Raw genomic sequence first — 23,081 nt, forward strand, 5'->3', positions numbered from 1 at the left:
ATTGGTTTCGAAGCAGGGCGCGAAGAAGTTCACAGTATCCATGTCCGGAATATGGAAATCGAGGGCCGGAAGGGGCGGCGACAGGGAGGCTGTCGGCGATGTGGAACCCGTTGCGCTGAACCTTTTCCTTCTGCGGTTTGCCGACCCGGAGATCGAGCGCCGATACCGGCGGGAGCATATCGCGCGCGTGTTGCCTTTCGTACGGCTTGCGCTTTTCTGTGGTGCGCTGCTCTACGGCTTTTTCGGCGTGCTGGACGCCTATCTGATCGAGCGCAATCTGGAGGCGGTGCTGACCATCCGGCTCGTGCTCGGCTGCGGCACCCTGCTGCTGGCCTGCGCCCTGACCTTCCACCCGGTCTACCGGCGCATTTCACAGCTTATCCTGTCGATCGCCATGCTGAACTGTGGCCTGGGCATCGTCGCGATGATTGCGATCACCGATCCGCCGGCCAGCAACGTCTATTACGCCGGCCTGATCATGGTCATCATCTATGCGTCGATCCTGATCCACTGCCGGCTTTTCGTCGCCATCGGGGTCTCTTCCACCCTGGTCATCGCCTATTGCCTTGTAGTCACCTTCGTCAATCCGCTGCCGCAGTGGGCGTTGGTCAGCAATCTGTTTTTTCTGATCATGTCGCTGGGCGTCAGCCTGTTTGCCACCTACGCGCTGGAGCTTGGCTGGCGCCAGAAGTTCTCACGCTACCTCGCGCTTGAGCACGCGTCCGATATCGCGATCGAACTGAAGAACGAGGCGGTGAGCGCCAACCACGCCAAAACGGAGTTTCTGGCCATCATGAGTCATGAATTACGCACCCCCCTGAACGCCATTCTCGGCTTCTCCGAAGTCCTCAAGACCGGGCTCTACGGCCCGTTGGGGTCGCCCAAGTACGAGACCTACGCGGACGACATCCACGAGAGCGCCCGGCATCTGCTTTCGATCATCAACGACATTCTGGAATTCTCGAAGACCGGCTCCAGTTCGTTCGAACTGGCGGAGGTCGATATCAACGCGCTTGAACTGGTCAATCGATCCATCCGGATCTGTCACCAGCTTGCCGCGTCGAAGGGCGTCCGGATGTCGGTCGATCGCACGGAATGGACCCCGATCATCCGCGTTGACAGGCGTCTGATGCAGCAGGTGCTGGTCAATCTGCTGTCGAATGCGATCAAGTTCACGCCATCGGCCGGCGAGGTCCGGGTTCGCGTCTGGCATGAGCAGGGCGGTGCCTCGCGCATCTCGATCACGGACACCGGCATCGGCATCGCGCCCGAAGACCAGGAACGCGTCTTCGAACCCTTCGCGCAGGTGCAGAGCGCGTTTGCCCGCAATCAGGGCGGGACCGGCCTCGGCCTGCCTCTGGTGCGCCGCATCGTCGAACTTCACGGCGGCCAGGTGAAGCTCTGGAGCAAGCTGGGCGAAGGCACGCAGGTCACCATCGAACTGCCGCCGGACCGGACGAACGGCTTCTCGGAATTCGATGCCGCCCGTCCGGTGAACCTGCGCGAAGTCTCCTGATCCGTACCCGGCTCAGCCGGGTTTGCGGACGTACAGCATCCAGACGCGGCCGGTGCTTTCCTTGCGCACCTCGATCTCGGCGCCGTCGCAGTTGGCGGCCATCCGGGTCATGTCCTCGCGTTCGCGGTACAGCACCCGCCAGTCGGTGATGAATTCCATCGGCCAGTAGTTGCTGAGGTCGGAAGCCGCCATGTTGCCGATGATCAGCGTCCCGCCCGGTGCAAGCTGGTTGTAGAGCTTCGTCACCAGTCCGCGGGCCATCGTATCGCGCAGATAGTCCACCAGACCGACCGTGTAGATCAGGTGCTGCCCTTCCAGCTGACCTTCGGCCACGCCACCGCGCACGATCTCGACGAAGGTCTCGCGCAGGACGCTGATGTCGGCCTGTCCGGCCGTCTGTGCTGCCATTGGCATCAGGCGGCCATAGGTGTCTTCCAGCGCTTCCAGATCCTGGTCGATCAGGGTGAAGTGCACCTTGCCGCTCAGGCGCGTCGCACTCATCACGTTCTCGATTTCCTTCGCGGGACCGCAGCCCAGGCTGGCGATCTGGGCGGTGCCGTCGATGCCGAACTTCTCGATGGCGGCTGCGATCGCCTGCTGCACCAGAATCATGCGCGTCGCGATGCATTCGGCAACTTCCAGACCGATCCTGTGGACCAGCCGGTCGGCCAGGCTCTCGCCCTCGCGGGCCCAGGCATAGACCATCTTCATGATCGCATAGTCGCCGGGATAACCGCGCGGCTTCAGATAGCTGCGGTTCCAGACCGGCCCTGCCATGAAGGCCGGCGTGATCACCTGCTCGGTGTATTGCTTGGTCGCCTGGAACTCGGGCGAGTCCTGCGACATGTCGCGGACCAGGTCCTCGCCGCGCTGCCACAGCACACGCCAGCGCGCGAGCACGCGCTCCTCGACCGCCTGATAGGCGGTTTCGATGGTTTCGCCGCTGGCATCCTGCCCGGCGACCCGCTTTTCAAACGCCTCGATCAGTTCGCGCTGCCAGTTCAGCAGATGCAGCACATCCGCACAGACGGCCTTGTAGGCTGCGGGTACCAGATCCGGCCCCAGCGCGGGCTCGCTCTCCAGGCTGGAGATCAGTCGGGCTTCTTCATCTTGTGCCGCGAGCAGGGACAGATCGGGGCTGGCGTTCACGAAGCTCAGGCCGATCTTGCAACTGCCCGGGAACATCTCGGTTCTGACGATCTCCGCATCGGCGCGGAAGATCACGCCGTCAGGCAACGACAGCCGGAGTTCCACGATATCGCCGATGCAGGCATCCCAGATCTCCGGTGTCTTGCTGTCCACCAGCGAGATGCCGGAGATCGAGATATCGTTGAGTTGCAGATGTTTCTCATTGACATGGGCAGAGATCAGCCCTGACGCAAACAAGTCATTCGCCGCATGGCGCGTCGCACGAAAAAACACTTCTTTTCCTGTCGCTCCGGACAGGTTTTCATAATGCTCCATCGGACCCCCCGAGGTATGAGCACAAACCAAAATCGACCCTATCGACCGATCACTTTTACTGACCACGCGAAAATCTGAACGCACAATCAGATTCGCGTTTACGTAAAAAATATACCTTATGTTAAGGATAAGATGGTTAACGGCGGGGGGCCAAAAGCCGCATTTCGCCTGACAGACAGGCGCACACCGGTAACCCGATCCCACAAATCCGTAGCATCAGGTTACCGAATTGTAAGCTAAATCAAAGTCGTAGTAGCTGTAGCTGGCGTATCAATTGCACTCGACGGTTGCGGTGAAAATTTTTTCTCACCAGCTGTTCCGAAGCTCTCGCAGCTTCAGAAACACGTCGCGCGGCGTCGGATCCTTCGGCAGATCGGGGAATTTCTCGCGCAGGGCCGCGATCACACTGGGGCTGCGGAGCCGGAAGAACGTGTTCACCTCGCGCTCCTGCCCGATGGTGGTCAGCATGGCCTTGGACGGATCCTGATCCTTGATTTCGGCCAGCAGCTTGCGCGCCTTCTCGTTGTCCGGTTCACGGTCCAGCGTGAACTCCAGATTGTTGATGATGTAGTCGTGGCCGGGATAGAGCAGCGTGTCGTCGGGCAATGTTTCCAGCTGCTCCACGAATGTCTCGTACAGCTCTGCCGGGTGGCCGCCGTTGTGGCAGTTTCCGGCGCCCGCATTGAACAGGGTGTCGCCGCTGAACAGCGCGGGCTGATCCGTGTGGCTCTTCAGGCAGATGTGGCACATGGTGTGTCCCGGCGTGTCCATGGCTTCCAGTTCGACCGTCTTGCCGACCTTGATGACGTCACCGGCCTGCAGTCCGACGTCGATGCCCCGGATCTTGTCCTTCGCGTTGGCGTGCGCCAGCAGCCTGGCACCGGTCGCCTCGATCACCTGTGCATTGCCGCCGGTATGGTCGCCATGCTCGTGCGTGTTCAGCACCTGGGTGATGTCCCAGCCCTTGTCCTTGGCCCGGCCCAGGCATTTCTCGTGGTCCAGCGGATCGACGGCCATCGCCTCGCCATTCTCGGGGCACACGATGAGATAGTTGAAATTGCGATAGGCGTTTCCGGTCCAGATCTGCTCGACGATCATCAGGTGTTCTCCATTCCGTGTGCTTGTTTGTAGCGCGCCAGTCCAGCATGGCGCGGGCCGCCTGTCAGCGGGTTTCTTTCCTGATATAACGTGGTCGGCATTCAGGGAGAGACAAGCATGAGCGACAGGATTTCCATAAGCATCACTGACGGCGTGGCAGATGTCCGGCTGAACCGGCCCGACAAGATGAACGCGATCGACCCCGCCATGTTCGATGCGCTGGTCGAGGCCGGCGCGACGCTGGCCGACGACAAGAGTGTCCGCGCCGTCGTTCTTTCGGGCGAGGGCCGCGCGTTCTGTGCCGGGCTGGATTTCGGCAGTTTCAGGAAGATGGGGGACGGCGACAGCACGGCACCGGGCCGGCTGACCACGCGCACCCACGGCATTGCCAACCGCGCGCAGCAGGCCGTCTGGACATGGCGGCAACTGCCGGTGCCGGTGATCGTGGCCATCACCGGCGTTGCGTTCGGTGGCGGCTGCCAGATCGCGCTGGGCGGAGACATTCGGCTGATTGCGCCGGACGCGCGCATGTCGGTGCTGGAGATCAAGTGGGGACTGGTGCCCGACATGGCGGGGCTTGCCATCATGCGCTCGGTCCTGCGGGACGATGTCGCGCGGGAACTCACCTACACAGGCCGCCAGGTCACCGGTCAGGAGGCTGTCGATCTGGGGCTGGCGACGCGGGTCGAAGCGGATCCCCATGCTGCAGCCATGGACATGGCGCGCGAGATCGCGGGCAAGAATCCGGATGCCATCCGGGGTGCCAAGCGGCTGCTGAATCTGGTCGAGGACGCGGACGAGGCAGCCATCCTGATGGCTGAATCCGTCGAGCAGGAGGCCCTGATCGGCAGCCCCAACCAGGTCGAGGCGGTGAAGGCCTGGATGCAGGACCGCGCACCGGTATTCCGCGACGCCGGCTGAGGTCGCCGCTGTGCCGGGATCGCCACTTTGACGGACGGGCAGCAGCGCGTCGAGGTCCTCGTCATCGGCGCGGGTTTCTCCGGGGTGTGCGCGGGAATCCGGCTGGACGAGGCCGGTGTCCGGGACTGGCTGATCGTCGAGAAGGCGGATGGCATCGGTGGGACCTGGTGGCACAACCGCTATCCGGGCGCGGCGTGCGATATTCCCTCGCATCTCTATTCCTTCTCGTTCGAACCCAACCCGGACTGGACGCGGCTCTATTCGGCCCAGCCCGAGATCCGGCGCTACATCGAACGGTGTGTGGACACCTATGGCCTGCGCGACCGGATGCGGTTCGCCCGCAAGCTGGTCGCGCTGGACTGGCGCGCGGACGATGGCCGGTGGACCGCGCGTTTCGATGATGGCGACACGATGGATGCGCGCTTCGTCATCAACGGGTCGGGCGGTCTGCATGAACCGTCCTGGCCGCGCATCGAGGGCATGGACAGCTTTGCAGGCAAGGCCATGCACACCGCCCTGTGGGACGAGAGCTTCGATCTTTCCGGTGCGAAGGTCGCCGTCATCGGCAGCGCGGCGAGTGCCGTTCAGGCCGTCCCCGAGCTGGCGAAGGTCGCCGGCCGGGTCACCGTCTTCCAGCGCACGCCCAACTATATCGCGCCGCGTGGCGATCATGCCTACGACACATCCCGCCAGGCCCGGTACCGGCGTCATCCGTGGCTGATGCAACTGCACCGCTGGCTGATCTTCATGCGGTTGGAACTGACCCTTTTCCCGATCATCAGGCGCCCGGTCATCCGTTCATGGCTGGCCCGGGCGATCAAGCGGCATATCGCAAGATCCATCGATGATCCGGTTCGCGAACGGGCCCTGACACCCGACTACGAGATGGGCTGCAAGCGCATCCTGATCTCGGACGACTTCTATGAAACGCTGCGCCGGGACGACGTTGACCTGGTGACAGCACCGATCAGCCATATTCAACCCGAGGGGGTCGTGACCGACGACCACACCCTGCATGCGGCGGACGTTCTGGTCTACGCGACGGGCTTCGATCTGGGCGCGCACATGCGATCCATCGCGATCACGGGAGAGGAGGGCCGCAGGCTGTCGCAGGACTGGGCGGATCTGGCCGAGGCCTATCAGGGGGTGATGATCGCGGGTTATCCGAACTATTTCATGACGACGGGACCGAACACCGGCGTCGGGACGACATCGGTCGTGTTCATGATCGAGCAGACGGTCGGCTGGATCGTCAAGGCGATCCGCGCAACGGGCGATCGCCACACGCTGGTTGTCCGCGAAGCGGCGCAACGCGCCTACAACGACCGCATTCAGGCGGAACTGCAGAAGACCGTCTGGGCCAGCGGCTGTCAGAGCTGGTATCGGCGCGCGGACGGCCGGATCGAGACGCTGTATCCCTACAACGCGCGCGCGTTCCGCAGGCAGATGAGTCGTCTGAAACGGGACGATCTGATCTTCCGGGGCATGGCCGGGTCGCGCGCCACCTGATCGACAGCCGCCGCCCGATGTGGCAATCAGCGGGTCGATTTCGCACTGACGGGGATGGGACATGGAATTCGAGCAACTGGTGAACACGCGGCGCAGCGTGCGTGGATACAGGAAGGACCCCGTGCCGCGGGCGGTGATTGACGAGATCATCTCGGTCGCCAAGGGGGCACCGTCTTCCATGAATACGCAGCCCTGGCATGTGCATGTGCTGACGGGCGCGCCGCTGGATGAAGTCCGCCGCCGGAACATGGAAGGCATGGCCGCCGGTGCGGAAGTGAAGCGGGACATCGTCTCTCACGGTGCCTACGAAGGCGTCCATCGCTTCCGTCAGGTCGAGATCGCCAAGCAGCTCTTCGCTGCCATGGGTATCGAGCGTGACGACAAGGAACGGCGGCAGGACTGGGTGCTGCGCGGGTTCCGGCAGTTCGACGCGCCCGTGTCGCTGGTTCTGGCCTATGATCGCGAGCTTGACCCGGGTGCCGTCGTGCACTTCGATCTCGGCGCGCTGTGTTACGGTATCGTTCTGGCGGCCTGGGATCGCGGGCTCGGCACGGTCGTGAACGGGCAGGGCATCATGCGATCCGACATCGTGCGGGAAGTCGCCGGAATCCCGGAAACGCAGGTCATCATGACCGCCATCGCCATGGGCTACCCGGATGACAGCTTCTCGGCCAACGCGGTGAAGTCCCACCGCGAACCGAACGACAGCTTCGTCCGATACGTCGGTTTCGACGACTGATCGTTTCAGGGCCAGATCGCAAACACGTAGAGGCAATATCCGGTCAGCAGGGCCGCACCTTCCCATCTGGCCATCCTCAGTCCGGTGTAGGAAAACAGCATGAAAAGAATGCACACGCCGATCATGACAAGATTGTCGAAGCTTACGATTTCGGCGGGTACTCGTGTCGGCGCAACCAGGGCCGTGACGCCGCCGATACCCAGAACGTTGTAGATGTTCGACCCCACGATGTTGCCGAATGCCATTTCGCTCTGACGGCGGAAACCTGCGACTACGGACGTGACCAGTTCAGGCATCGAGGTGCCGACCGCGACGATTGTCAGGCCAATAACGGTTTCGGAGATACCAAAGCCGAGTGCCAGCGCGACCGCGCCGTCCACCAGGAACCTTCCGCCAAAGATGACGAGCACCAGACCCGCAGCTGCGATCCCCAAGGCGGCGGGCAGAGACGTCCGGGACGGGGAAGCGGGCTCAGGTGCATCGCCTTCGGTTGCCCCGCGCCTGCGTTCCTGTCGGAAAGTCCAGATGAGATAGATCGCGAGAGTCGCCAGGAAGCACCCTCCGACGATCCGCCCTAGGATGACCGTTGCGGCCAGCGCTGCAAAGACGACGATGGCAAAAGTCATCACGGCACCGTCGCGTCTCAGTGCGTTTGTGCTGACCACGATGGGGCAAAGAAGAGCCGCGACGCCGCCGATCAGCAAAATGTTCGCGATGTTAGAACCAACAATATTGCCGTAGGCGATGCCCGGCGCACCCGCCAGCGCTGCCTGCACCGATGTGACAAGCTCCGGAGTCGATGTGCCGAACCCCACGAGGGTCAAACCGATCACCAGCGGAGAAATGCCCAGCCTTGTGGCCGCGAGCACGGAGCCGCGCACCAGCAGATCGCCACCGGCGAACAACAGTACCAGCCCGCCTATGAGAGGCAGCCATACATCGGCCATGTCTGTGCTTTCGTCATGCCAGTGACAACCAAATCGATCTTTCCATCCATTCGCATTCCAATCTAGGCTTATGTCTGACGCTGTTGGGGAGCATTGGGCATGAGCGAGACGCACGAACCCGATCTGGATATCGTGATCGTCGGAGCGGGCTTTGGTGGCATGTACATGCTGATCAAGGCGCGGGAGATGGGGCTGAAGGCGAAGGTGTTCGAGCGCGGCGACGGCGTGGGCGGGACCTGGTACTGGAACCGCTATCCCGGCGCGCGCTGCGATGTCGAAAGCATGCAGTATTCGCTGCAGTTCGACGACGACCTGCAGCAAGAATGGGAGTGGACCGAGCGCTATGCGCCCCAGCCCGAAATTCTGGAATATGCCAACCATGTCGCCGACCGGTTCAACCTTCGACCGGACATGCGGTTCGACTGTACCGTCAGGGCGGCGCACTTCGACGAGGCGTCCGGTCTGTGGAAGGTGACCGTCGGCGATGGCGAGACCCTGACCGCCCGGTTCGTGGTGATGGCGACCGGGTGCCTGTCGCAGCCCAACAAGCCGCGTGTCGGGCAGGAGAAATTCCGCGGTCCGATCTATCACACCGGCGAATGGCCGAAGGAGGGTGTGGATTTCTCGGGCCAGCGCGTCGGCATCATCGGCACGGGATCATCGGCGATCCAGTCGATTCCCCTGATCGCCGAGCAGGCCGCACATCTGACGGTCTTCCAGCGTACGGCCAACTATGCCGTGCCGGCCCACAACGGCCCGATCGACCGGGATATGGTCGCCAGGGTGAAGGCCGACTATCGGGCGCTACGGGATCAGGCGCGCCAGATGCCGGCGGGCATCGCCCTGGATTTCCGGGATGTCTCGGTCCATGACGCCAGCCCCGAGGAGCGCCGCGCCATCTTCCAGAAGCGCTGGGACTATGGCGGGATCACCTTCCTGGGCGGTTTCAACGATCTGCTGCTGGATCCCGACGCCAACAGATATGCCGCGGATTTCGTGCGCGAGAAGATACGGGAGATCGTGAAGGATCCGGCGACGGCCGATCTGCTGTGCCCCGACAATGTGATCGGCTGCAAGCGGCTGTGCGTCGATACCGGCTATTTCGAAACCTACAATCGCGACAACGTCACGCTGATCGATATTGCGGGCACGCCGATCGAGGAACTGACCGAGACCGGCGTGAGCGTGGGCGGTGCGGACTACTCTTTCGATGCCATCGTTTTCGCGACCGGTTTCGATGCGATGACGGGCGCGATCCTGAACGTCGATATCCGCGGCCGGGACGGGGAGCGGCTGGCCGAAAAGTGGGATGGCGGGCCGCGCAACTATCTGGGTCTTTCCATGCACGGCTTTCCGAACCTGTTCACCGTGACCGGGCCGGGCAGCCCCTCGGTGCTGACCAACATGATCCCGTCCATCGAACAGCATGTGGAGTGGATTTCGGAGTGCATCGATCATCTGCGCAAGACGGGGGCGTCCCTGATCGAACCCGAACTGGAAGCCGAAGACCGCTGGGTGGCGCATGTCAACGAGGTCGCCGGCATGACCCTGCGCTCGACCTGTTCATCTTGGTACGTCGGCGCGAACGTCCCCGGCAAGCCGCGCGTCTTCATGCCCTATATCGGCGGCTTCCCGGCTTACGTCGCCAAGTGCGAGGAGGTCGCGGCCAGGGGGTACGAAGGGTTCGTCCTCTCACGGGCGGCCTGACAGTCAGGCCGGTTCGGCGGCCTTCTCGGTGCCCTTGCGCCCGGCGCGGAACTTCAGCCGTCCGGCCATGTTCTCCAGACCGTTGAGGCGGCGGTCCACGGCGGCCATGGTCCGGGACAGATCTTCGCTGTCGTCATCCAGGAACGTACGCATGATCGCGGCATAGGCTGCACCCAGCGCGCGAATTCTGATCGCACCCCGAACGCCGCCCGTCGGGATGCCCGCGGCTTCCAGGGTCAGGCGCATCGACCGCACGCCGCTGCCCGACAACAGCCGCAGGGCCGTTCCCGGGTCGCCCGGCAGCCCGGCCATCACCGCGCGGATACCCTCGCGACGATCTCTCAGGAAATCGAACCGCGCCATCAGCAGGGTGAACAGCCGGTCGCGCCGGGACTCGTCGTCCCATTCCTCGTCAACCGCGCCCAGCATGGCCTGGTCGGCACGTTCGGCCAGTATCGCCAGTGCGCCGTGACGGGATCCGATCGCGGACACGACATCGCCGATCTCCAGTTTCGTTTCCCGGGCGATGTCATAGAGAGTCAGATTGTTCCATCCGCCGATGGCTGCCAGCGACAGGGCGGCGTCCATGCATTTTCCGGCATCATCTCGCTTGCGGGCCATGAGACTCTCCTCAGTTCAACCTTACGGACTCATATAGGATGATCGCGGCGGAATTCAGGTCGTCACCGGATTGTCACACGGCCCGTTCCGGTTGTTCGTCCCATCCCTGTTTCTTGCGGTAGATGGTGGAGGGGCTGACGCCCAGCAGCGAGGCCGCCCTGGCGATGTTGCCCCTGCAGATATCGATGGCTTCCTCGATGGCTTCCCGCTCCACGTCTTCCAGCGGACGTATGTCCGACTCGGTCTTCGGGCGGGCGGGTATTTCAGATGCCGGCAGCGCTTGTCCGGATACACCCGGCAGGGCTTCAGGCGGTGCCGCAACCGATGTGATGGCGAGGTTGGGCGGCAGCATGTCCGGCGTCACGGTCTGTCCGTCATACAGCACCGTTATCGAGCGGATGACGTTCTGCAGTTCGCGGATGTTCCCGGGCCAGCGGTAGTTGAGCAAGGCGTGCCTTGCATCGGTCGAGAACGACTTGAAGTCCTTCTTTTCCTCACGGGCGTACTGATTGAGGAAGCGCTCCGCGACCATAAGGATATCCTCGCCACGGTTCCGCAGCGGCGGCATCTGAACCGGGATGACGTGCAGCCGGTAGAACAGATCCTCGCGGAAGCGACCATCCTGGACGGCCTGCATCGGATCCTTGTTGGTGGCGCAGACAAAGCGGACATCGACATTGCGTGACCGGCTGTCGCCGACCCGTTCAAAGGTACCCGTCTGGACGAAGCGGAGCAGCTTGGTCTGCAGATCCAGGTCCATTTCGCAGATCTCGTCCAGGAACAGGGTACCGCCGTGCGCGCGCGCCGCGGCGCCTTCGCGATCCTGAACCGCACCGGTGAAGGCACCGCGGACATGTCCGAAGATCTCGCTTTCGATCAGGCCCTTGGGGATCGCTGCGCAGTTGATGGCCACCATCGGGCCTTTCGCGCGCGGGCTGGAGGCGTGGACCGCCTCGGCGGCCAGTTCCTTGCCCGTGCCCGATTCGCCGACGACGAAGACGGTGGCCTTGCTGGATGCCGCCATCCGGATGGTCTTGTAGACCTGCTGCATCGTGGGTGACTGGCCGATGAAACTGTGGAACTGCGCGCTGCCGCTTTCGGTCTCGGCGACACTGAGGGTCTGGGAGCGGCCGGCTTTCAGCGCGCTGCGCAGCGCCGACACCAGTTTCTCGCTGTTGAACGGCTTGACCAGGAAGTCGAACGCGCCGAGACGCATGGCATCGACGGCGGCATTGATCGATCCGTGTGCGGTGATGACGACGACACGCGGCGCATTGCTCTGCGTGTGCAGACGCTCAAGGATATCCATCCCGTCCATGTCGGGCAGGCGGAGATCCAGCAGCACGGCCTCGAATTCGTGACTGGCGAGCGCGTCGAGCGCGGCCTGCCCGGTCTCGGCGATGGTCAGATCGTAGGGTTCGTCCGCCAGATAGAGCTCATAGGCCCGGACGAGAGACGGGCTGTCTTCGACAAGCAGGACAGGCTGGCGGTCGATATCGGACATGCTGTGATCCATTGGCTTTTCGGCTGAGCGTTGGCGCTCCCCGATTCGCTGCTGATCAATGAATCACCATTGGTTGCAAAATGCAAATCGCTGTTTTTTGGCTATTCGGCGGCTTCTGCCAGCAGCCAGTCGCGGAAGGCGATGATCCGCGGCTGTTCCGCCTTCTCGGGCACGGTGGCGAACCAGTAGGACATGGTCAGCGGCTGTTCGGCTTCGAACAGCGGGATCAGCTTGCCTTCCGAGATGTCCTGATGCGCGATCGATCGCCGGGCGAGCACGATGCCGACGCCGTCGATCGCCGCCTGCAGCGCGTGATCGGCAAAGGAGAAATGCGCCCCGCGCCGCCAGTCGACGATGTCGTCGACGCCCGCCGCGGTCAGCCACGATCGCCAGTCCGGCGTCATCGGATCGAAACGCAGCGAGTCATCGTGCACCAGAGGAAAGCGCGCGAGATCGGCGGGGCTGGTGATGGGATCCTCATTGCTCAGAAGGCTGGGACTGGCCGCCGGCATGATGGTGTCGTCCAGGATCTTCCAGACCTTCAGGCCCGGGTAGACGCCGCGCCCGAACCGGATGGAACAGTCGATGTGGTCACGCCGGAAGTCAGCCATGTCGATGCTGGCCGATATGCGGATGTCATAGTCCGGATAGGCCCGGTTGAAGCGCTCCAGCCGCGGTATCAGCCACTTCACGGCGAATGACGGCACGGTGGAGACGGTGATGACATTGGTCTCGTCCGGATCGTCCAGCACCGACAGGGCATCGACCATGGCGTCGAACGATGCGGAAAGACCCGGCAGCACGCGCCGCGCGCGTTCCGTCAACTCGACTGAACGGTTGAGGCGCAGGAACAGTTCGATTCCCAGAAAATCCTCCAGCGTCCTGATCTGATGACCGACGGCGGCTGGTGTGACCGAGAGTTCCTCGGCAGCCGCCTTGAAGCTTTCGTGGCGGGCCGCAGCTTCGAACGCGCGGAGGGCGTTCAGGGGAGGGAGGCGTCTTTTCATGTCGGCAGATATACTTTTCGTTGTCTGAAAAGCAAGTTTAAGTCGTTTGCTGCTCCACAATAAAGCACCAGATCAATCACAACGGCGTCAGGCCGAGCAAACGAAGGGCAAGATTTCCTTGCCAGAAGATGGAGCAGAAAAAATGACCTACCAGACTTATGACATGCACACCGGTGTTGCCGGCGGCTTCTTCAAGCGCATCGGTGACTGGGCGCTGAACCGGATCGAGGCCATCGCGAGCGTCCGGGCCGCGCAACAGCGTCTGGCCGAGCTCGAAGCGCTGGACAATCGCACGCTGAAGGACATCGGACTGTCGCGGAACGAGCTTCCCTCGGTCGCGCACAATCCACACGATCTCAGCCGCACCGCGCGATGATATGCGCTGCCAGAGGGACCGACCGCCGGCGGCTGCCGACGGTCGGTCCCCTGTTCAGGCGTTGTTATTCCGCGCCGAGTTCGTCCAGAAGTTTCCTGGACTGGATCACGCCGTTCTCATCGGGGTCACCAACCTTCACGGCCTTCTTCAGCAGCGCGATCGCGGCATCGCGATCCTGGCGCTCATAGTCCTCATCCAGCAGGATCACTGCCCGGAAATAGAGTGCGCCGGATGTCTCCAGCAGTTCCGGGTGGCGCAGATAGCGGGTCGCCGCATCCAGATCCCTCTCGGTGCCCTGGCCATTCATCGAATGAACGCCTGCCAGATAGGAACCAAGCCGGGAGTCGAATTCGGCCACCAGCACCTGCGCCAGCGCGAAGCTGAGCTCATAGTTGCGCTCTTCCACCGGCCCGCTGGCCACTTCGCGGGCAATGGTCACGCCCTTGTTCTCGCCGACGGCGCGGACATAGTCGGTCAGAAACGCCGCCCGCTCCACTTCGTGCACCTGATTATAGCGTGCCGCGACATCATCGGCTGACATCGCCTCGAATTCCGCAGTGTCCATGACGGTGGTCGTGGCGGGTTCGGACGGTGTTGCAGGCGCGTCTCCAGTCGAAGCTTCATCGGCGGGCCGGGTCTCGGCGGGCTGTTCGACAGGCACGGTGTCGCCGGAGTCAGTCCGCTCGACCATCCTGGAACCATCGCCCATCAGAAGGTACCAACCGATTGCCGCGACGCCCGCGATGGCGATCAGCAGCAGGATGATTTTCAGGCCCGAACTTTTCATGATGTTCCGTTTCCTAGCGCTAGATTGATCTCGATGATGTTTCCGGACGTATGTGCGTCAAAACGAAATGCCAGCATCGGCGGATCGATATAACTTATCGCCCAATTGGTGCCAAATCTTTCGCCCGAGACGTATCGACGCGCGGTGCGGCGCGCGCCGGGCCGAGGCCGAACCTGTGTGCCTATTCGTCTCCCTCGACAGAGACAGTCTCGGCCAGCAACGATGCGGCTTCCGTGTTGTCGGGATCGAAATGCAGGGCTTTCGCGGCCGCCTCGTGCATCCTGTCGTTCATCCCGAGCCAGTTGAAGCAGCGGGCCACCTGGAGGTGATTGATCGCGGTGTCGGGGTCGAGCCGGGTCAGCCGTTGCCAGTGGGGCAGGGCCCGTGCGTGCTCGCGGTGCCGGCTGAGGAAACTGCCGGCCAGCCGCAGGGCGCGCACGTTGTCAGGCTCCATCTTCAGCAACTGCTCCGCCATCTCCGGCAGTCTGCGGTCATCCGATTTTTCCAGGTCGATGACCTGGAGAAGGCATTTCCGGCGCAGATTTGCCGTCAGATTCGCGAAATCCACGCGTTCGCCCAGCCCACGCGCCGCGATCTCATAGAGTTCATAGACTTCGGATATCTGTCCGGGCGTCGTCGCCTCCGCCTCCAGCGCGCGTGCGCGGTTCACGATCGCGCTGCCCATCGTGCCCAGCGTCGCCGATGCATCCTCGATCAGACCGGCTTCGGTCTCGGGGTCTGCCTTGTCCATGGTGGCCAGGAATGCGCGTGCTGCGCGGGCCACATCCCCGGTCTTCAACAAGGCACGGGCCAGGCTCATGCTGACCCAGGCATTCTGCGGGTTGATGGCCAGGCATGCCTCGAACGCAGCCGCTGCCTTGTCGTAGTCCGCCTGTGCGTGGTGAATGCGGCCTTGCGTCATGTGCGCCGCTTCCAGCGCGATACCGTGGCCGATCATGGCATCGGTCAGCCGAAGCGCCTGATCGAGGCGGCCCTCGGCAAAGGCCTCGCGCGCATCGATGGTGAGCCGCGTGCGCAGCTCACCAAGTTTCGCGGCCCAGTGGTTGCGCTGCTCGGTATCGAGGCGTCGGAGTATTTCCAGCACCGGTATGGCAGCGTGATAGTCAGTTCCATCGTCAATGCGGGCCAGTCGGTCGCGTTGCCGGGCGATCAACTCCGCAAGCTGCGCCCGCTGCGGGGCCTGGCGCGGCAGACCCTTGAGCGTCGCGGCGAGATGTTCGAGCGTCTCCATGTCCCCGGCGTCGATGGCCTTCTCGATGCTTTCGACCAGATCGCCGACGCCCATGCTGGCGTAGGCACGCGCCCGGACGGCCTCGGCGCGTGCATTGCCGGGCGCGCTGTGCAGGGCGATGTCGGCGTAGGTCAGGCAACTCTGCGGCCGGTCCGTCTGGAGGGCATGTTCCGCGATCCGCACGGCGAGCGAGCTGTCCCCGGGCTCACGATCCAGAAGCTCGCGGCACAGGACATCGCGCATCTCGGGGCGAATGGCGCGATCGGGCGATTGAATCAGCCGCCGGAGATCCGCGGTATCCAGTGACGCGATGTCCGGCAGCAGACCGTCCATGGATTGTGTGTCCACATGCCCGTTCAGTGTCGGCACCGGTGCCGACAGGACCTCGCGCACCTTCGCCAGCAAGGAGCGTCCGACGGTCGGTTCAAACTCGGGTGCGAAATGATAGCGGTCCTTGCCGCCGGCTTTCAGCGCCTTCTCCGCCCCGTGCGCACCGACCAGTTGCGTCGGATCGAAGAACCCGTGCCCGAACTCTTCGGCGGCACGTGACAGGAACCGGATGGTCTTCGACCTTTCCTCGATCTCGGCGTCGCCAGGAATGTTGAAATGCGAAACCAGACAGATGCGCGCCGGATGGGTCTGGGCGAGGGCGTCCAGCGCCGTGGTGAAATCTTCCCAGTCGATCTCATGAAAACGGGCGGTCCGGATCACGTCCTGATGGGAGGGCAGCAGGCCCGACGACCGTTGCTGCTCGATCAGTTGCTCCGAGTGATCGCTCAGCCGGGAATCGCCCGAAACCACGCCGCGCCACCAGTCCAGGTAAGGCTTGCCGCCCGAGCGGATGAAGTTTGTCGAGAAATAGTTCTGCTGCAGTTCGAAGCCGCTCGCCGACAGCCGCCTCAGGCCGCTGACCTCGATCACGATGGCATCCAGCCGCGCCACCAGATCGACGAAGGGGCGTGTCGTCGGCCGCATGTTCTCCCGGCCGAATATCATGGCGCGGAGCGCGGTCGGTACGGCCAACTCGCCCTGGCAATAGCGGATGTATTGCAGCGCTTCGTGCGGCGTGTGCGTATAGCAGCTGAAGGGCATCGCGATCAGCCGGACCTCGCCTTCCGCCATCAGGGCGCGCATGGGCCCATGCACGCGGCAACTGCCGATCACACCGATCAGGGCCGGCTCGCCTTGCGCGTTCAGCAGGTGGTCGGATGAAATGACGCGCATGGGCTTGGGTCGTGGCTCCCGGGTGTTTTTCCGCCGCATCGATGACTGCTGAGACGTCCTGCGTCCGGCCGATCGTTTCAGCGTGAATGTGCAGATGTTTGAACCAGGCGTAGACGGCAGGTCAAGCGTGTCGCCGCGTCCGGTCGGGCCGATGGCTCAGAAAAGGTCCTGCTCTGTCGATACTGCGACACCCAGCAGGTCCACGACGGAGCCATTGTCGAACAGGATCCGGGTGTCCAGAACGGAGTCGCTGTTGAGATTCTCGGTCGAGAGCGAGGCGATGGCCAGCCCGGACAGATCGAGGACGTCTTCATCGAGCGTGAAATCGGTGATCGTGTCATGGCTTGCGGGACCGTCGCTGTCCGCGAAGACGAAACGGTCAATCCCGTCGCCGCCCGTGATCACATCGTTGCCGGACCCGCCTTCCAGCCGGTCTGCGCCGGAACCGCCGACCAGCCGGTCGTTTCCGCCCGATCCCAGCAGCCGGTCGTCGCCGGTATCGCCCAGAAGGATGTCGGTGTCATCGCCGCCGATGATCAGGTCATCGCCATCGCCGCCCCTGATCGTGTCCTGTCCGGCTTCACCCGTCAGCACGTCATCGCCGGATCCGCCCAGGACCGAATCGTTTCCGCTGCCACCGGCCAGCCGGTCCGCATCGGCCTCGCCGCTGAGGGTGTCGTCGCCGTCATCGCCGAGCAGGGTGTCGTCACCCGCACCGCCATTGAGCTGATCGTCGCCCGCGCCGCCGCGCGCCGTATCGGCCCCGGCATCGCCGTTGACCGTATCGTTGCCGGCTTCACCCAGCAGGCTGTCGTCGCCGGCACCGCCCTCGATCAGGTCGCCGTCCGCGCCGCCCAGCAGCGTATCCCGTCCGTCGTCGCCGAACAGCAGGTCGCTGCCGTCGCCGCCGTAACTCCGGTCGTCGCCGATGCCTGAGGTGATCGTGTCGGTTCCGCCGTCGCCGCTGAGAACGTCGTCGCCTGCGCCGCCGAAGACCAGATCCGCGCCGTCTCCGCCGGCGACGCGGTCATTGCCGTCGTCGCCACGCAGGAAATCGTCGCCGCCCAGACCCATGACCGTATCGTCATCGACGCCGCCGTAGATCTCATCATTGCCGCCGTCGCCCTTCAGCGTGTCGCGGCCCGCATTTCCGAGCAGCAGATCATCGTCCGCACCGCCCAGAACGTTGTCGCTGCCATCGCCGCCGGTCAACCGGTCGATACCCGCATCGCCGCGCAGGGTATCGTCGCCCGCATCGCCGTAAATCGTATCGCGGTCGGCACCGCCCTCCAGGAAGTCGTTGCCGTCTTCGCCGGTGATGACATCTTCACCATCGCCACCGCGGATCGTGTCCTGGCCCGTGCCGCCGCTCAGGCGGTCTGCGCCGGCATCGCCTTCGACCAGATCGTCACCGGCCTGCCCCAGCAGCGTGTCGTCCGCCTCATCGCCCCGGATCGTGTCGGCACCTGCGCCGCCCTTCAGCGTGTCCGCGAAGATCGTGCCGACGATGTCGTCGGCGAACTCGGAACCCGAGAAAGACAGGGGGCCGACCGGTTCGGGCACGTTCAGGAACGAGAAGACATCCTCGGTCAAGGCGTCGGCCAGCACGTCCAGCAGGGACAGACCGCCGCCCGCCTCGAACGCGATCAGGAAGTTGTCTCCGGCCTGACGTCCAGCTGCGACGAAGCTGTCGCGGTCCGTGATGCCCGCGATTCCGTCCAGTTCGATGCGGTCCGCGGTCACGTCGAAGTCGGTGATCGTGTCGATGCCCTGATCCGAACCGAACCGGAATGTATCCGCGCCCGCGCCGCCGGTCAGCGTGTCATCGCCTGCACCGCCCGTCAGCACGTCATCGCCGCGCGCGCCGTTCAGGTCGTTGGCCAGCGCATTGCCGATCAGCGTGTCGTCGCCGTCGCCGGAAATCGCGTGTTCGATTTCCGTGCCCTCGGCAATCGAGAAGCCCTGACCGGCGAGGGTGCCCGCCGCAGCGGCGTTCAGGTCGATCAGTGCGGCCGCGGTCAGCGCGGCGGCGTTGATGCGGTCGTTGCCTCCGGCGTCGGCCAGTTCCCTGCGGCCTGCATCACCGGCGGCGAACGTGCCGTATTCATCGGTGTAGATGTAATCGTCGTCGCCGGTGAGCACATCGCCGTAGAGGGTCAGTTCCCAGCTGATCAGCGTGCCCACATCGGCGGCGAAATGGTCAGAAACGCTCAGTGTCCAGACGCCGGTCGCGTCCTCGCCCCAGTGACGCGCGCTGGTCAGCACGAAGTTGATGTCGTCCTGGCTGGTGCCCCATGTGTTGCTCGACGACTTGCCGGGCCGGTTCACCAGCACCGACGATGTGCCGTCCGGTGCCGTCAGTTCGATCACCAGATCGCCGATATAGGTGTGGTCGATGTTGATATCGATCTCGACCCATTGCAGGTCGATGGGATCGGTGATCGTGATGCTGTCGCTGACGGTCGCATTGTTCTGGATCGCCAGGAAAGGCGTGCGGGCCGCGCTGATCGCGGCCTCGTTCTGGGCGACCGACTGCTTCGTCCAGCTTTCCGCCAGCCGCACAGCGGCGTGGGCGTCGACCAGACCGAATCCGAAATCGTGGCTGACATGCAGTCCGCCGCCGTTCCAGTCGGCGGCATCATTGATCGTCCAGCCGCTGTCTCCGGCATCGATCTGGCGCGAACTGTAGGCCAGGATTTCCTGCACGTCGCGGTAGCCCAGACTGGCATTGGCCTCCAGCATCAGCGCGATGACGCCGCTGACCATCGGCGTGGCAGCGGATGTGCCGTTGAAGCCGCTGGTGAAATCGCCGCCCTGGAAGCTGCCGGAATAGCCCGCCGCGCCCTGCCGGTCGGTCGTGATGACGCCGCCCAGACCGCCGCCCGCCGCGACCGGTGCGGTGGTGATGACCGCCGCGCCGGGTGTCGAATAGAAGGTGATATCGCCATCGTCTTCCGCCGCGGCGACCGCGATGGTGTGCCGGGAATTCTGGAACGAATGATAGTTGACGTCGTCGCCGCTGCCCCGGCTGTTGCCCGCCGCGAAGACCCACACCGTGCCCAGACCGTCGCGGCCCGTTTCGATAGTGGTTTCCAGCGCGTCGGCATGTGCCTGGAAGGCGAAGGACTTGAAATTGTCGCCAAAGAAGCCGCCGAAACCCCAGCTGTTGTTGGAGATATCGACATTGACCTGCAGTTGCATGTTCTCGGTGATCTGACCCAGCGTGCCGTCGGCACCGAAGCCCATGCGGAATCCGGCGATGGTGGCATCGGGCGCCACGCCGACCGATCCGAACCCGTTGTCGTCCGCCGCGATGATGCCGGCGACTGCGGTGCCGTGCCGGTCATCTCCGATCGCCAGGGCATCGCTGTCGCCGTCGCGTGAATCATTGTCGATGCTGGTGTCGTAATTCGCGATCAGGTCAGGGTGGGTGTGTTCGACACCATCATCGATCACGCCGACGGTCACCCCCGAACCGCGATAGTCATCCCAGACGGGAAAGACGTTCAGGTCGATGCCGGGCGTACCACCGGTCTGACCCGTGTTGTTCAGGTTGAACTGGCTGCCCAGCAGCGGGTCGTCAGGCAATACGAAGGGTGCCGCAGCCAAAGGCTCCGTCGCGTCGGTCTCGTTGTCGGTCTTCACATTACTCAAACCGGCATTTTCCCTGACATCTGCATCCCTGTTATAGGCAATATGTGAACGATACCCAAACAGCGCAGCCCGGATGTGCGCCGGTCTGGCCCGGAGGTGATGGAAATCACGTCATTGTTGACCGGAATGGGGCGGCTATCGCGATCCGAAACGAAAATCGGGTGACGTCCGCGCGGGTTTTTGTCATGACGTCCCGGAACTCTGTTTGAAGGAACAACCGGATGGATAGCGGTACGATCTGGATCACCGGGCTATCCGGTGCCGGCAAGACGACAACGGCCCGGCTGGTCGTGGACCGGCTGCGGGGCGAGGGGCGGTCCGTGATCTTTCTGGACGGCGATGAACTGCGGGCCGTCTTCGGTTCGGACAGTGTCTCCGGTGCCAGCCTGGAACGTGACGGCCGGCTGGCGCTGGCGATGCGGTACGCGCGCCTGTGCCGCATGCTTTCGGCGCAGGGGCAACTGGTCGTCATCGCCACCATCTCGCTGTTTCGCGAGGTGCACGCATGGAACCGCGAGAACCTGAGCGGCTATCTTGAGGTCTTCCTAGACGTGCCGGTGGATGAACTCAGGCGGCGCGACCCGAAGGGAATCTACGGGGCCTACGACCGCGGGGAAGCGCGCAACGTGTCGGGCCTGGATGTTCCGATCGACGCGCCATCCGGCCCGGACATGACGTTCGGATGGGACGACCGTCTGGACGCGGAGACGGTCGCCGCGCGCATCTGCGAACGCGTGCTCAACCGGTAAGCTCGATCCGCCCGCTGAGAATGGCGTCTTCGCCCAGCGTACCCTCACGGGCGACGCGCTCGATCAGGCGCGCGGTCTTCTCCGCCGCACCGGTGGTCAGGTATCGGCCAAATGCCTCTTCCTGCGACCAGGCCTCGAAGCGCGCCTCGAAACCGGCCCAGAATGCTTCGTCGCACAACACGCGAGCGACGGTATCGGGCTCACCGATATCGATGGCAGGCACCATGTCGACCGCGTAGATGTTGTAGCGTTTTTCCAGATCCTCGCGCGAGAGCGGATAGAGTTCCGCTGTCTTCTCCTGTCCCAGGTAGAATTTCTCGCGTGTCACGGCGCTCCGATGGTTTGTCCTGGTGAAGAAGGGGATCACGCGCAGTCCCGTCATGATGGCCGTCGAGAGCGATCCCGACATCACGCCCGCCAGGATGAAGTCCGAGCCGACCCGCAGCAGATCGTTGTATTTCCGGTCCTCGACGATGTGCACATCGTGCATCGCGTACTGATCGATATAGCCCTTGAACGTCTTCACGACGATGATGAACCGGTCGGAGATCTTCGACAGGCTGTTGTCGATCTGCTCGAAATCCGAGGTCTCATCAATGAAGCAGGTGACGATCTTGCGATCATCGTCGGGGCTGAGTTCCAGCAGTTCCAGAAGCTGCTTGCGATGGGCGGCACGCTCCTCGGCGACCGCAAAGCAGATCGGATCCAGATGATACAGTCCGGTGTATCCGGCCTCGTATTCCAGCGCTTCGGCACCGACCAGATGCGGCGCGTTCCTGGGCAGTTCGGCCGCGGTATATTTTCCGGCCCGGCCTTCGTGTGCCAGCGTCCGGCGCGCGACATCGACCAGCTTTTCGGCTGCCGAGATCAGATAGTTCCGGCCACTCACCAGGATGACCGGCGGGGCGTCGGTCGCATGTGCAAAGCCGATGGCCGCCGTATTGACCGGATCCTTGATATGGACGGGAAAGACACGCTTCAACTGCCACTGGTCGCCGGCGACGACATCGCATTCGTTCAGGGCTTCGGTCGCCGGACATTCGTTCAGCAGGTCCAGAATGTGCGTTTCATATGCCTCGCCCACCCGGGCGAGCAGGTCCGCCTTCATTCTCTCGGTGGTCACGAACAACCGCACGTTCTTCGGATCCAGATGTTTGATGACCTGAACAAACCAGCCCTCGGGCAGGGCGATCAGCCCGATCTTGCCAGACTTCGACATGTCAACTTCCTGATTTCTGACGTCTGGATGTCTGCCAGACGGATTGGGTTATCCTGCGGGCTATGCGTCCGGATCATTGGTGTAGGCGGCCAGGTCTTCGCCGGAATCGACCTCGCCCCACTCGCCCCGATAGGCAATTCCCGTCACCGGAACCCGTCCGGCATCGATGATCGCCTGCAGCAGGCTGGTCATGTCCAGCTTCGCGGCCCGGTCGGCGGGCAGACCGTCGAATATGCGGCGTACTTCAGCCCATCCCGCCGGTGAGAACCTGAGCAGGCCCATGTACTGGCCCTCCACCTCCGAGACGGTGTCGGGCTTCCTGCCGATCTCGACGATCCTGTCGCCATCCAGGCGGAAGGTCTCGGCATCGTCGAGCGGATCCTCGAACCGCTTTGACCAGATCTCCAGCCAGTCCGGATCGTAGGTCACGGCGATATCCGCGTCACTCTTCTGCAGCAGGTCCGGCGCTTCCGGTTCGTAGAAGATGTCCGAATAGCTGACGATACAGGCATCCTGCTCAAGCCATTCGGATGCCCGCACCAGCGACGCCACCATGTTGGTCGTCTGCCATGCCTCGTTGACGAATTCATGCAGGCCGTAGGCGGCGAGCTGTTCCCGCTGATAGCCGGTGACGATCCCGATCTCGTCGATGCCCGATGCTTTCAGCGAATCCATCTGCCGGTGCAGCAACGGTTTGCCGCGCAGTTCCACCAGGCATTTCGGCTTGTCGCTGGTCAGGCCCTGCATGCGGCTGCCACGGCCGGCAGCCAGGATGATCGCGCGCATT

General features: G+C 63.4%; 18 protein-coding genes. 7 read left to right on the forward strand and 11 right to left on the reverse strand.

All coding sequences use genetic code 11. The features are described from left to right. Positions 1-40: 40 nt before the first annotated feature. Positions 41-1,516 (forward strand): sensor histidine kinase, encoded by a 1,476-nt coding sequence (locus ACN0X7_RS00795; protein WP_417513091.1) that lies wholly within the window; start codon positions 41-43, stop codon positions 1,514-1,516. A 12-nt stretch (positions 1,517-1,528) separates the two neighbouring features. Here ACN0X7_RS00795 and ACN0X7_RS00800 read toward each other — a convergent pair whose 3' ends face one another. Further along, complete coding sequence (locus ACN0X7_RS00800) at positions 1,529-2,938, reverse strand: PilZ domain-containing protein (RefSeq protein WP_417513093.1); 1,410 nt, start codon at positions 2,936-2,938, stop codon at positions 1,529-1,531. Between the two features lie 348 nt (positions 2,939-3,286). Further along, complete coding sequence (locus ACN0X7_RS00805; RefSeq protein ID WP_417513095.1) at positions 3,287-4,078, reverse strand: hydroxyacylglutathione hydrolase; 792 nt, start codon at positions 4,076-4,078, stop codon at positions 3,287-3,289. A gap of 117 nt (positions 4,079-4,195) precedes the next feature. Here ACN0X7_RS00805 and ACN0X7_RS00810 point away from each other — a divergent pair, with 117 nt between their 5' ends. From ACN0X7_RS00810 to ACN0X7_RS00820, 3 genes are all read left to right on the forward strand, one after another. Next, complete coding sequence (locus ACN0X7_RS00810; RefSeq protein ID WP_417513097.1) at positions 4,196-4,999, forward strand: crotonase/enoyl-CoA hydratase family protein; 804 nt, start codon at positions 4,196-4,198, stop codon at positions 4,997-4,999. 27 nt (positions 5,000-5,026) lie between these two features. Continuing rightward, positions 5,027-6,508, forward strand: a complete 1,482-nt coding sequence (locus ACN0X7_RS00815) for a flavin-containing monooxygenase (RefSeq protein ID WP_417513099.1) — start codon at positions 5,027-5,029, stop codon at positions 6,506-6,508. A gap of 61 nt (positions 6,509-6,569) precedes the next feature. Then, complete coding sequence (locus ACN0X7_RS00820) at positions 6,570-7,247, forward strand: nitroreductase (protein WP_417513101.1); 678 nt, start codon at positions 6,570-6,572, stop codon at positions 7,245-7,247. A 5-nt stretch (positions 7,248-7,252) separates the two neighbouring features. On the opposite strand, the gene ACN0X7_RS00825 is transcribed toward ACN0X7_RS00820, so the two are convergent. Next, a complete protein-coding gene (locus ACN0X7_RS00825; protein WP_417513103.1) occupies positions 7,253-8,194 on the reverse strand; it encodes a calcium/sodium antiporter in 942 nt (313 codons plus the stop codon). Between the two features lie 99 nt (positions 8,195-8,293). Between ACN0X7_RS00825 and ACN0X7_RS00830 the strand changes: the two genes are divergently transcribed. Further along, positions 8,294-9,901: a flavin-containing monooxygenase gene (locus ACN0X7_RS00830; protein WP_417513105.1), complete on the forward strand. Its 1,608-nt coding sequence runs from the start codon at positions 8,294-8,296 to the stop codon at positions 9,899-9,901. A gap of 3 nt (positions 9,902-9,904) precedes the next feature. On the opposite strand, the gene ACN0X7_RS00835 is transcribed toward ACN0X7_RS00830, so the two are convergent. The 3 genes from ACN0X7_RS00835 to ACN0X7_RS00845 form a co-directional block, all read right to left on the reverse strand. Further along, on the reverse strand, positions 9,905-10,522 hold the full coding sequence (locus tag ACN0X7_RS00835; RefSeq protein WP_417513107.1) for a hypothetical protein: 618 nt from the start codon (positions 10,520-10,522) through the stop codon (positions 9,905-9,907). A gap of 73 nt (positions 10,523-10,595) precedes the next feature. Next, the gene (locus tag ACN0X7_RS00840; RefSeq protein ID WP_417513109.1) at positions 10,596-12,026 is read right to left on the reverse strand and encodes a sigma-54-dependent transcriptional regulator; all 1,431 of its coding nucleotides are present in this window, start codon (positions 12,024-12,026) and stop codon (positions 10,596-10,598) included. 101 nt (positions 12,027-12,127) lie between these two features. Beyond that, positions 12,128-13,033, reverse strand: a complete 906-nt coding sequence (locus tag ACN0X7_RS00845) for a transcriptional regulator GcvA (RefSeq protein ID WP_417513111.1) — start codon at positions 13,031-13,033, stop codon at positions 12,128-12,130. Positions 13,034-13,175: 142 nt separating this feature from the next. On the opposite strand from ACN0X7_RS00845, the gene ACN0X7_RS00850 reads away from it, so the two are divergent. Then, positions 13,176-13,409 carry a DUF1127 domain-containing protein gene (locus ACN0X7_RS00850; protein WP_417513113.1) on the forward strand — a complete coding sequence of 78 codons (234 nt, stop codon included), beginning with the start codon at positions 13,176-13,178 and terminating at the stop codon, positions 13,407-13,409. Positions 13,410-13,473: 64 nt separating this feature from the next. On the opposite strand, the gene ACN0X7_RS00855 is transcribed toward ACN0X7_RS00850, so the two are convergent. The 3 genes from ACN0X7_RS00855 to ACN0X7_RS00865 all read right to left on the reverse strand — a co-directional run bounded on the left by ACN0X7_RS00855 (position 13,474) and on the right by ACN0X7_RS00865 (position 20,317). After that, a complete protein-coding gene (locus tag ACN0X7_RS00855; protein WP_417513115.1) occupies positions 13,474-14,196 on the reverse strand; it encodes a hypothetical protein in 723 nt (240 codons plus the stop codon). 181 nt (positions 14,197-14,377) lie between these two features. After that, complete coding sequence (locus ACN0X7_RS00860; protein WP_417513117.1) at positions 14,378-16,711, reverse strand: tetratricopeptide repeat protein; 2,334 nt, start codon at positions 16,709-16,711, stop codon at positions 14,378-14,380. A gap of 117 nt (positions 16,712-16,828) precedes the next feature. Continuing rightward, on the reverse strand, positions 16,829-20,317 hold the full coding sequence (locus ACN0X7_RS00865; protein ID WP_417513705.1) for a S8 family serine peptidase: 3,489 nt from the start codon (positions 20,315-20,317) through the stop codon (positions 16,829-16,831). A gap of 230 nt (positions 20,318-20,547) precedes the next feature. Here ACN0X7_RS00865 and ACN0X7_RS00870 point away from each other — a divergent pair, with 230 nt between their 5' ends. Continuing rightward, entirely contained in the window at positions 20,548-21,075 is a 528-nt protein-coding gene (locus ACN0X7_RS00870) for an adenylyl-sulfate kinase (RefSeq protein WP_417513119.1), read from the forward strand. Here the strand turns inward: ACN0X7_RS00870 and ACN0X7_RS00875 are convergent. Together ACN0X7_RS00875 and ACN0X7_RS00880 are read right to left on the reverse strand one after the other, a co-directional pair. After that, positions 21,065-22,294 (reverse strand): hypothetical protein, encoded by a 1,230-nt coding sequence (locus ACN0X7_RS00875; protein WP_417513121.1) that lies wholly within the window; start codon positions 22,292-22,294, stop codon positions 21,065-21,067. The two genes, ACN0X7_RS00870 and ACN0X7_RS00875, sit on opposite strands and share 11 nt — an antisense overlap. 60 nt (positions 22,295-22,354) lie before the next feature. Beyond that, positions 22,355-23,080 carry an NTP transferase domain-containing protein gene (locus ACN0X7_RS00880; RefSeq protein ID WP_417513123.1) on the reverse strand — a complete coding sequence of 242 codons (726 nt, stop codon included), beginning with the start codon at positions 23,078-23,080 and terminating at the stop codon, positions 22,355-22,357. Between the last annotated feature and the right edge of the window lies 1 nt (position 23,081).

It is taken from the genome of Minwuia sp. (genome assembly GCF_048263705.1).
Taxonomy (GTDB): domain Bacteria; phylum Pseudomonadota; class Alphaproteobacteria; order Minwuiales; family Minwuiaceae; genus Minwuia.

Bases quoted from the DNA above. Each gene is read 5' to 3' on its own strand.
- ACN0X7_RS00795 (WP_417513091.1), top strand. From the start codon at position 41: ATGTCCGGAATATGGAAATCGAGGGCCGGAAGGGGCGGCGACAGGGAG.
- ACN0X7_RS00805 (WP_417513095.1), bottom strand. From the start codon at position 4,078: ATGATCGTCGAGCAGATCTGGACCGGAAACGCCTATCGCAATTTCAAC.
- ACN0X7_RS00810 (WP_417513097.1), top strand. From the start codon at position 4,196: ATGAGCGACAGGATTTCCATAAGCATCACTGACGGCGTGGCAGATGTC.
- ACN0X7_RS00820 (WP_417513101.1), top strand. From the start codon at position 6,570: ATGGAATTCGAGCAACTGGTGAACACGCGGCGCAGCGTGCGTGGATAC.
- ACN0X7_RS00825 (WP_417513103.1), bottom strand. From the start codon at position 8,194: ATGGCCGATGTATGGCTGCCTCTCATAGGCGGGCTGGTACTGTTGTTC.
- ACN0X7_RS00830 (WP_417513105.1), top strand. From the start codon at position 8,294: ATGAGCGAGACGCACGAACCCGATCTGGATATCGTGATCGTCGGAGCG.
- ACN0X7_RS00835 (WP_417513107.1), bottom strand. From the start codon at position 10,522: ATGGCCCGCAAGCGAGATGATGCCGGAAAATGCATGGACGCCGCCCTG.
- ACN0X7_RS00840 (WP_417513109.1), bottom strand. From the start codon at position 12,026: ATGTCCGATATCGACCGCCAGCCTGTCCTGCTTGTCGAAGACAGCCCG.
- ACN0X7_RS00845 (WP_417513111.1), bottom strand. From the start codon at position 13,033: ATGAAAAGACGCCTCCCTCCCCTGAACGCCCTCCGCGCGTTCGAAGCT.
- ACN0X7_RS00850 (WP_417513113.1), top strand. From the start codon at position 13,176: ATGACCTACCAGACTTATGACATGCACACCGGTGTTGCCGGCGGCTTC.
- ACN0X7_RS00855 (WP_417513115.1), bottom strand. From the start codon at position 14,196: ATGAAAAGTTCGGGCCTGAAAATCATCCTGCTGCTGATCGCCATCGCG.
- ACN0X7_RS00860 (WP_417513117.1), bottom strand. From the start codon at position 16,711: ATGCGGCGGAAAAACACCCGGGAGCCACGACCCAAGCCCATGCGCGTC.
- ACN0X7_RS00870 (WP_417513119.1), top strand. From the start codon at position 20,548: ATGGATAGCGGTACGATCTGGATCACCGGGCTATCCGGTGCCGGCAAG.
- ACN0X7_RS00875 (WP_417513121.1), bottom strand. From the start codon at position 22,294: ATGTCGAAGTCTGGCAAGATCGGGCTGATCGCCCTGCCCGAGGGCTGG.
- ACN0X7_RS00880 (WP_417513123.1), bottom strand. From the start codon at position 23,080: ATGCGCGCGATCATCCTGGCTGCCGGCCGTGGCAGCCGCATGCAGGGC.